The organism is Pseudophaeobacter sp., from assembly GCF_039971195.1.
In the GTDB taxonomy this organism is placed as follows: Bacteria; Pseudomonadota; Alphaproteobacteria; order Rhodobacterales; family Rhodobacteraceae; genus Pseudophaeobacter.
The window spans coordinates 1-8,909 of record NZ_JBDWPJ010000157.1 but is presented as its reverse complement, the minus strand read 5'-3'; the positions used below and the strand labels follow the sequence as shown (position 1 = coordinate 8,909).

General features: G+C 56.1%; 8 protein-coding genes. 6 read left to right on the top strand and 2 right to left on the bottom strand.

The window, feature by feature from the left end:
* Both pgi and ABJP42_RS14160 read right to left on the bottom strand, forming a co-directional pair.
* Positions 1-1,229: glucose-6-phosphate isomerase (pgi, locus tag ABJP42_RS14165; RefSeq protein WP_348341435.1), on the bottom strand; the 1,229-nt coding region annotated here is incomplete at its 3' end.
* A gap of 246 nt (positions 1,230-1,475) precedes the next feature.
* Complete coding sequence (locus ABJP42_RS14160) at positions 1,476-2,402, bottom strand: LysR family transcriptional regulator (RefSeq protein ID WP_348341433.1); 927 nt, start codon at positions 2,400-2,402, stop codon at positions 1,476-1,478.
* Positions 2,403-2,513: 111 nt separating this feature from the next.
* Between ABJP42_RS14160 and ABJP42_RS14155 the strand changes: the two genes are divergently transcribed.
* From ABJP42_RS14155 to ABJP42_RS14130, 6 genes are read left to right on the top strand one after another with little or no spacing between them, the layout of a single operon-like run.
* Entirely contained in the window at positions 2,514-3,575 is a 1,062-nt protein-coding gene (locus ABJP42_RS14155) for a dipeptidase (protein ID WP_348341431.1), read from the top strand.
* A gap of 52 nt (positions 3,576-3,627) precedes the next feature.
* Positions 3,628-5,223: an ABC transporter substrate-binding protein gene (locus ABJP42_RS14150; RefSeq protein ID WP_348341429.1), complete on the top strand. Its 1,596-nt coding sequence runs from the start codon at positions 3,628-3,630 to the stop codon at positions 5,221-5,223.
* Positions 5,224-6,282, top strand: a complete 1,059-nt coding sequence (locus ABJP42_RS14145) for an ABC transporter permease (protein WP_348341427.1) — start codon at positions 5,224-5,226, stop codon at positions 6,280-6,282.
* Entirely contained in the window at positions 6,283-7,197 is a 915-nt protein-coding gene (gene nikC, locus ABJP42_RS14140; RefSeq protein WP_348341425.1) for a nickel transporter permease, read from the top strand. It begins immediately after the preceding gene.
* Positions 7,194-8,048: an ABC transporter ATP-binding protein gene (locus ABJP42_RS14135; RefSeq protein ID WP_348341423.1), complete on the top strand. Its 855-nt coding sequence runs from the start codon at positions 7,194-7,196 to the stop codon at positions 8,046-8,048. Before nikC ends, ABJP42_RS14135 begins: the two co-directional genes overlap by 4 nt.
* Positions 8,045-8,785 (top strand): ABC transporter ATP-binding protein, encoded by a 741-nt coding sequence (locus tag ABJP42_RS14130; RefSeq protein ID WP_348341421.1) that lies wholly within the window; start codon positions 8,045-8,047, stop codon positions 8,783-8,785. The genes ABJP42_RS14135 and ABJP42_RS14130 overlap by 4 nt, the downstream gene beginning before the upstream one ends.
* Positions 8,786-8,909: the final 124 nt, after the last annotated feature.

The following is an 8,909-nucleotide window of genomic DNA, read 5'->3' as shown; positions in this document are numbered from 1 at the left end:
AGATCATGCTGATGCGCAAGCTCAGGTTCATGCCCGGATGCTGCAATCAGAAACTCCGCAGGCACCACCTGGGTCCCCTGATGCAAAAGCTGATAGAAAGCATGTTGGCCATTGGTGCCTGGTTCACCCCAGACCACAGGACCGCTGGGCCGCGAAACCGCCTTACCTGCCAGCGTGACCCCCTTGCCATTGCTCTCCATATCCAGCTGCTGCAGATAGGCCGGCAGGCGGGACAAGCGCTGATCATAAGGAAGAACCGCGCGGGTGGCGTAGCCGCAGATATTGCTATGCCAGATGCCTACAAGCCCAAGCAGAACGGGCAGGTTTTGACGAAAGTCAGCCGTCTGAAAATGCTGATCCATCGCCTCCGCGCCCTGCAGAAGGGCCCGAAAATTCTCCGCTCCGACCGCGATCATCACGGGCAACCCAACAGGCCCCCAAACGGAATAGCGCCCGCCAACCCAGTCCGCAAAACCAAAGACCCGCTCAGGAGAGATGCCGAGTTCTGCGGTCTTATCCAAAGCAGTAGAAACCGCCGCAAGATGCTGGCTTGCCTGCTCCCCGAGGGCCGCACGCAGCCAGCGGATAGCGGTGGCCGCATTGGTCATGGTCTCAATCGTGGTGAAGGACTTGGAAGCAATAATCACAAGCGTTGTTTCAGGGTTCAACCCCTTCAGACTGTCGCAAACATCCGCGCCATCAACATTTGAAACAAAGTGACAGTTTGGCCCATCGTGATAAGGGGCAAGAGCCCGCGTTGCCATGACCGGCCCAAGGTCAGACCCGCCGATGCCGATGCTCACAACATCCGTAAACCGGGCCCCGGTAGCGGATTTCAACTCGCCACTGCGCAGCGCTGCTGCAAATTGCTCCATCCGCTGCAGGGTTTGACGGATATCAGGCATCACATCCTGGCCATCAACCATCACAGGATCACCGCCCTGCGATCGCAAGGCCGTATGCAATACTGCGCGCCCTTCGGTCACATTTATCGGATCACCACGAAACATTGCAGAAACCTGCGCGCCAAGATCTGTTTTTTCAGCCAGATCAATCAGCAGGTCCAGGCTGGTCTCATCCAGGGATGTCTTGGAGAAATCAAGCAGCATGCCATCCGTTTCAGCAGAAAAAGACTGAAACCGGCAGTGTTCATTCTGGAACAGTTTGGCGATTGCTGACCCAGCGGCATTCTTCCGGTGCGCCGCCAACTCAGTCCAGATTTTTTCCATTACTCGACAACCCTTGCAAAACACCTTAGCCGAATCACAGCTCTTGCCCTTATGCAATACAGTTAGCGCTAACAGAAAGGCAAGCGAGATCAGCGGTGGCTTACCAGTAATTGAGCCGCGCTGACCACAAGGAAAGTGATCATCAAGCCTCGCCTTTAGGCCATATTTGAAAACTTGCCAACCACCGCCCACCCCAATTGCCACTCTTGGGTTGTGTTGCCTGACGGACTAACGGAAAGACCACGCTCACTTGTGGCCAGGTGCTGACACCTTTTTTGAATAGGGGTCCGGCGGAGTATGAAGCCGAAGGTGGCGCATAAAGGCCCGAGCTATACGCGGTAAAGGGCGCTGATCGGACATGACAAAATGGCTGCGATACTCGATGGGCGATACAAACCGGCGAAAAGCCAAGTCGCTGGATCTGTAGTGATAGACCGGAAAGGGGTTCACAACCGCGAGTCCCAGCCCTTCCTTTGCCAGATCGACGGCCGCAAAGGAGGTGGAAACCTCGGCCATGATCCGAGGCTTACAGCGCGCCTGACCTAAGACTTTGTCAAGTCGCCTGCGGCTGGCGTGACGGTTTGCGATGGCAACAAAGGCCTGACCGTCCAGGTCAATGGGATGCACTAGGTCCTGCCGCGCCAGGGGATGGTCTGCGGTCATGACGCAGACAGCCGAGCAGGCGCGAAAGGCCTGCATCCTGACGCCAACCCGCTCCAGCTCGACACCGGATAGACCCAGATCAAAGCGATCATCCAGTATTCCGCGCACCACCTCGTCAGAGGTGTTAACATCAAGGCTAACAAAGAAATGCGGGTTGATGGCCAGGAAACTGGCAATCTGGCTGACAAGGAACCGATGCGCATAGGTTGGCGGCGCGATCAGACGCAGGGTTTCCTGGACCGGCTGTTTGGGCCCATCAATCTGATCAAGGGCGTCAAACAGCGGGTCAAGGCGAAGGTTCAGGCGCACGGCTTCTTCTGTCGGGCGCAACCTGCCGGCTTCGCGTTCGAACAGCGTCAGCCCCGTGCGCTCCTCCAGGTTGCCAATCGAGCGGCTGACCGCCGATTGCGACAGTCCCAAACGATCCGCAGCATCTGTCACCGTGCCCCCCTGCATCATGGCACGCAGGGCTTGGTATTCGGGCAAACTGTGCCAGGATTTGCGGGACATCAGAAACCTCTTGCATAAATTGCATAAGATAATGAGTTAAAATCATGGCCTTTACTCTATTCCATGAGAAAAAATTTGATAGCCTGCTGGTTGTAATTCTGGGGAATTGTTTTGACCGCTGCCAACCTGCCACTCATTTTTGACGGCCATAACGATGTGCTTCTGCACCTGTATCGCTCTGGCGGTGCCACTGCCTCTGACAGCTTTCTGACTGGGCGCGATGGCGCCCTGGATGTGGTCAAGGCCAAGCTGGGCGGTTTTGGAGGCGGCTTCTTTGCGGTCTATATCCCCTCCCCTTTGGACAATGCCTTCAAAATGGAGGAGATGGAAAAGCCGACCTATGATTTGCCACTGCCGGAAGCCATTGATTGGGAAGATGCTTTGCCCGTCACCATGGCCATCGCCGCAATCCTGTTTGATCTGGAAAGCAAGGGCGCGCTGAAGGTCTGCCGCAGCGTTGCTGATATCCGCAACACGCTTGCCAGTGGTCAGATGGCAGCGATCTTCCACATCGAGGGCGCCGAGGCAATTGATCCCGATTTGAACACATTGGACGTGCTGTATCAGGCGGGGCTGCGATCGATTGGCCCGGTCTGGAGCCGCCCGACGATTTTTGGCAACGGAGTGCCGTTCCGCTACCCTAGCGATGCGGACATTGGCGCGGGACTGACGGATCACGGCCTGCGGCTGGTGAAACGCTGTGATGAGCTGGGCGTGATGATCGACCTGTCACATCTGAACGCCGCCGGTTTTTGGGATGTGGCGCGGCACTCCAGCAAACCACTGGTGGCCTCGCACTCCAACGCCCATCGCCTGTGTCCGCATTCGCGTAATCTCACCGATGACCAACTGGCGGCGATCAAAGACAGCGATGGCCTGGTTGGATTGAATTTTGCCGTGGCGTTTTTGCGCCAGGACGGGCGCATGATTGACGATGTGCCGCTGGAGCAGATGCTGCGGCATCTGGACTATCTGATTGAACATCTGGGCGAAGACCGCGTTGGTCTTGGCTCGGATTACGACGGGGCGATTGTGCCGAGGGATGTAACCACGGTTGCAGATCTGCCCAACTTGAGAGTGGCCATGGCTCAGCATGGATATGACGATGCGTTGATGACCAAGCTGTGCCACGGAAACTGGTTGCGTGTGCTCGAGAAAACCTGGGGATCTTAACCCCGACAAGCACGCTCAATTTTTTGAAACCAAATAGGAGAGGTCTTGGATTATGAATTCTTTTAACCGTCTACTTTCCAGTGTCGCCCTTGGGCTGGCCGTTGGGTTGTCGCCCATGTCAGCCGCTGCGGAAACACCATCAAACATGTTGGTAATTGCCAATCGGATCGACGATATCACCACAATTGACCCGGCGCAGAGCTTTGAATTTGCAGGCTCAGATGTCCTTCGCAACATCTACGGCAAGCTGGTCAACTTTGACCCGCTCAACCTGGATGCCGGCTATCAGCCCGATCTGGCCGAAAGCTGGACCGTGAGCGAAGATGGCCGCACCATCACCTTTACCATACGCGAGGGTATCAAATTCCACTCCGGCAATCCTGTCCGCGCCGAGGATGTCGAATTCTCGCTGCGCCGGGTGGTCACCCTGAACAAAACCCCCTCGTTCATTCTGACCCAGTTTGGCTTCACCGCCGACAATGCCGGCGAGACCATCGTGGCCGAAGGCAATACCCTGCGCATCACAACGGATAAGCGCTATGCGACCTCTTTTGTGTTGAACTGTCTGACCGCAACAATCGGCAGTATCGTCGACAAAGAGGTGGTCATGGCCAATGAGGTCGATGGTGATCTTGGAAATTCCTGGCTGGCGACCAATTCTGCCGGTTCCGGCCCCTACAAGCTGCAGAGCTGGAAACCAAATGAAAGCGTCACCCTGACCAGCAACCCTGATTTCCATGGCGGCGCCCCCGCGATGGAGCGGGTCATTGTGCGCCACGTACAGGAAAGCGCCACTCAGCGCCTGATGCTGGAACGTGGTGACATCGACGTTGCCCGCAACCTCAACCCCGAAGACATTGCCGGAGCCCGCGAAGCTGATGGCCTTGTAATTGATGACGAGCTGCGCGGCCGGTTGATGTATATCGCGGTTAACCAAAAGCACGAGATCCTGTCCAAGCCCGAAGTTCGCGAAGCAATCAAATACCTGGTTGATTATGAGGGCATGCAGAACAGCTTCCTCAACGGGCAATATACCATCCATCAGAACTTCCTGCCGCGCACCTATCTCGGCGCTGTGGATGATAACCCCTTTAGCCTGAACATCGAAAAGGCCAAGGAACTGCTGGCCTCTGCCGGTGTTGGGCCCTTTGAGATCGAGGTTGGTGTGCGCGAAGCGCAGGAGCGGATCGAGATTGCTCAGTCCCTGCAAAACACCTTTGCCCAGGCCGATATCACCCTGAACATCACCGTGGGCACGGCCAAGGCTATTCTGGGTCGCTACCGCGCCCGTGAGCTTGATATGTACATGGGCGCATGGGGGCCGGACTATCCAGATCCACATACCAACGCCGGGACCTTTGCCTATAACCCTGACAACTCTGACGAGGCTGGTGCGACAGGTCTTTTGGCCTATCGCAACGCCTGGGACACTGCCGGGCTGACCGATAAGGTTGCCGATGCGGTTGTCGAAGGAGACCGGGAAGCCCGGGCGGCGATGTATGTAGCAATTCAGTCTGAATTCCGCGACAAAGCCCCCTTTGCGGTGATGTTCCAGAAGATTGAGCAAACCGGCCGCAGCGAGGCGGTCAAGAACCTCAATCTGGGCGGCGCCATCACGGCTGTATCCTACTGGCCGGTAACCAAGTAAATGGCATTGGCTGAACACAAAACAGAGGGGCGCCACAGGGCGCCTCTCGAACTTTGGATCCGCGCGGTGTTTGTGACCCTGGGATCAGTTGTCGTGACAATGCTAGGCCTCATGTTCCTCACCTTTGTCATCGGGCGGGTGATGCCGATAGATCCTGTACTGGCCATCGTCGGTGAGCAGGCCTCCAAATCCACCTATGACGCCGCCTATGAGCAACTGGGATTGGATCGGCCTATCATCGTCCAGTTTGGCCTCTATGTATGGGATGTGATCAACGGCGATTTTGGTAAATCCCTGTTAACGGCCCGACCTGTGGCCGAGGATATCAAACGGGTGTTTCCAGCAACTCTGGAGCTTGCCACTTTGGGCGTTATCGCCGGGATTGTACTGGGTGTTCCCTTGGGCGTCGTGGCGGCAGTCAAACGCGGCACTTGGATAGATCAGGTGGCCCGGGTCATCGCATTGGTTGGCTATTCTATGCCAATCTTCTGGCTCGGCCTGATGGGGCTATTGGTTTTTTATGGTATCCTGGGCTGGGTCGGCGGACCGGGACGGGTTGGAATTTTTTATGTTGATATCGTCCCACCAGTGACCGGTATGATCCTGGTCGACAGTATTCTGGACAGAAACTGGGACGTCTTCAAAGACGCGCTCAGCCATATTGTGCTGCCTGCCTCTCTTCTGGGTTATTACTCGCTGGCCTATATCAGCCGGATGACCCGCTCCTTTATGCTCGAACAACTCAGCGCCGAATACATCACCACAGCGCGGGTAAAAGGCATGTCCGAAAGCGCCGTCATCTGGCGCCATGCTTTCAAGAATATCCGCGTCCAGCTGATCACGGTTATTGCACTCAGCTATGCGACTCTGCTCGAAGGCTCTGTTCTGACAGAGATTATCTTTAGCTGGCCGGGTATTGGCAGCTACATCACCACCGCTCTTTTGTCGGCAGACATGAATGCAGTGATGGGCGGCACCGTTGTGGTTGGGCTGGTGTTCATTCTGCTGAATATCTTCTCTGACCTTCTCTACAAATTCTTTGATCCGAGGGCGAAATAGATGGCCGAAGCCCAAAACTGGCGCGCCTGGTTACTGACCGATACGCCCACCTCGCGCAGACACGCCCGACTTTCAGCCCTCTATCAAGGCTGGTTGTCCTTTCGCGGCAATACCATGGCCATGGTTGGTTTCTGGATCCTGATCCTGCTGGGGGTGATGGCCATAGCCGCGCCTTTGCTGGCGCCACATGATCCCTTTGCACAGAACCTCGGCAATCGCTTGCAGCCACTCGGCTCAGAAGAACATCTTTTAGGCACCGACAGTCTGGGCCGTGATATCCTGAGCCGGTTGATCTATGGCTCCCGCATTACGCTCTATATCGTTGGTCTGGTGGCGCTAATCGCGCCGATCACCGGGCTTTTGGTCGGAACTGTCGCGGGCTACCTTGGAGGTTGGACCGATCAGGTGCTGATGCGGATCACCGATATCTTCCTCGCTTTTCCACGGCTGGTTCTGGCCTTGGCCTTTGTGGCCGCTTTGGGGGCCGGTATTGAAAACGCCGTCTTGGCGATCTCTTTGACCGCCTGGCCGCCCTATGCCCGGATTGCCCGCGCCGAGACCCTGACCATCCGGTCCTCGGACTATATCAGCGCCATTCAGCTACAGGGTGCAGGTGCCCTGCGGATCATCACCAAACATATCTGGCCCCTGTGTATTTCATCGCTGATCGTACGGGTGACCTTGGATATGGCGGGCATTATTCTTGCCGCGGCCGGTCTGGGTTTCCTTGGGCTTGGCGCACAACCCCCCAGTCCGGAATGGGGCGCGATGATTTCCGAGGGGCGACGGTTCATCCTTGATCATTGGTGGGTGGCCACCGTCCCCGGCATGGCCATCTTCACCGTCTCGCTGGCCTTCAACTTGCTGGGCGATGGGCTGCGCGATGTTTTGGACCCGAAGGATAGTGACAAATGACGCTGCTGGATGTTGAAAATCTTTGGGTGAAATTCCCCTCACGCCAGGGTGTCTTTGATGCGGTCCGGGGTGTGTCCTTTAGCCTCGGCAAAGAACGGCTTGCCATTGTCGGCGAAAGCGGCTCTGGCAAATCCATGACCGGCCGCGCCATCCTGCGTCTGATCCGACCGCCGGGCATTGTCAATGCGGACAGGGTTGCGCTGGAAGGCGACGATCTTATGGCCAAATCGGAGCGAGAAATGCAGGCGGTGCGGGGCCAGCGTATTTCAATGATCATGCAGGATCCAAAATTCTCTCTCAATCCGGTCATGACTGTGGGTGAGCAGATAATGGAGGCCTATCGCCTGCATAATAAGTCGAGAAAATCAGAAGCCCAGACCAAGACACTGCAGATGCTTGAGGCAGTCTCGATCCGCGACCCCGAGCGGGTGATGCGCGCCTACCCTCATGAGATGTCCGGCGGTATGGGGCAACGTATCATGATCGCCATGATGCTGATCCCCAATCCTGACATCCTGATCGCGGATGAGCCCACCTCGGCGCTGGATGTCTCGGTCCAGCGGCAGGTCTTGTCGATCATCGACAAACTGGTCACCGATCGTGGTATGGGGCTGATCTTTATCAGCCATGATCTCAACCTGGTTGCCGATTTTTGCGACCGGGTCTTGATCATGTACTCGGGCCGCATTGTCGAAGTCTGTGATGCGAAAAAACTCCACGAAGCCAAGCACCCCTACACCCAAGGGCTGCTGAACTCCTTGCCACGTCTGAATGCCCCGCGTCAAAAACTGGATGTCTTAAACCGGGATCCTGCATGGGCCGAAGCCCCTAGTGTGAGTGGACGGATATGAGCATGTTGTTAGTCGAAGATCTCAGCGTTTGGTTCGGCGGTGGTCGTGATCGGGTTGATGCGGTACGCCGGGCTAGTTTCAGTGTTGAGCGCGGTGCCAGCTTTGGCCTTGTGGGGGAAAGTGGGTCTGGAAAATCCACAATTTTGCGCGCCATCATGGGCCTGGCCCCCAATTGGTCGGGTGCAATGTCTGTGGAGGATCACTCCATTCAGAAAAAACGGGACAAGGCCTTTTACAAGACCGTACAGATGGTGTTTCAAGACCCCTATGCTTCGCTACATCCGCGCCATTCAGTGGATCAAGTGCTGGGGGAAACCCTGCATCTACACGGGTTTAAAGACATTGATGCGCGGGTGGTAAAGCTGCTGGATGATGTTGGGCTGGGTGGGAAATTCCGCTTTCGCTACCCACATCAATTGTCGGGTGGTCAACGTCAGCGGGTCGCAATCGCCCGTGCCCTGGCCCCTGAGCCAAGTATTTTGTTGCTGGACGAGCCAACCTCGGCCCTTGATGTCTCGGTACAGGCCGAAATCCTGAACCTGCTGACAGATCTGCGCGCGGCGCAGAACCTGACTTACGTGATGGTGTCGCATGACCTCTCTGTAGTAGGCCATATGTGTGAACATCTGGCCGTTATGAAGGCTGGCGAAGTGGTCGAAATCATGGGTGTGGAAACACTCCGAAATGCGCAGGCCCAGCACAGCTATTCACGGGAATTACTTGCGGCTTCTATTTGAACAGGCTTTGTTGCACAAATAGCCTGAGGGGATTCATCTTGTGAATCCAGGATGATAACTAGAGGCTATGAGCAGTTGGGCCCCTACGAAATACAAGACCAAGAACTGGTCGGCTTACAATGAA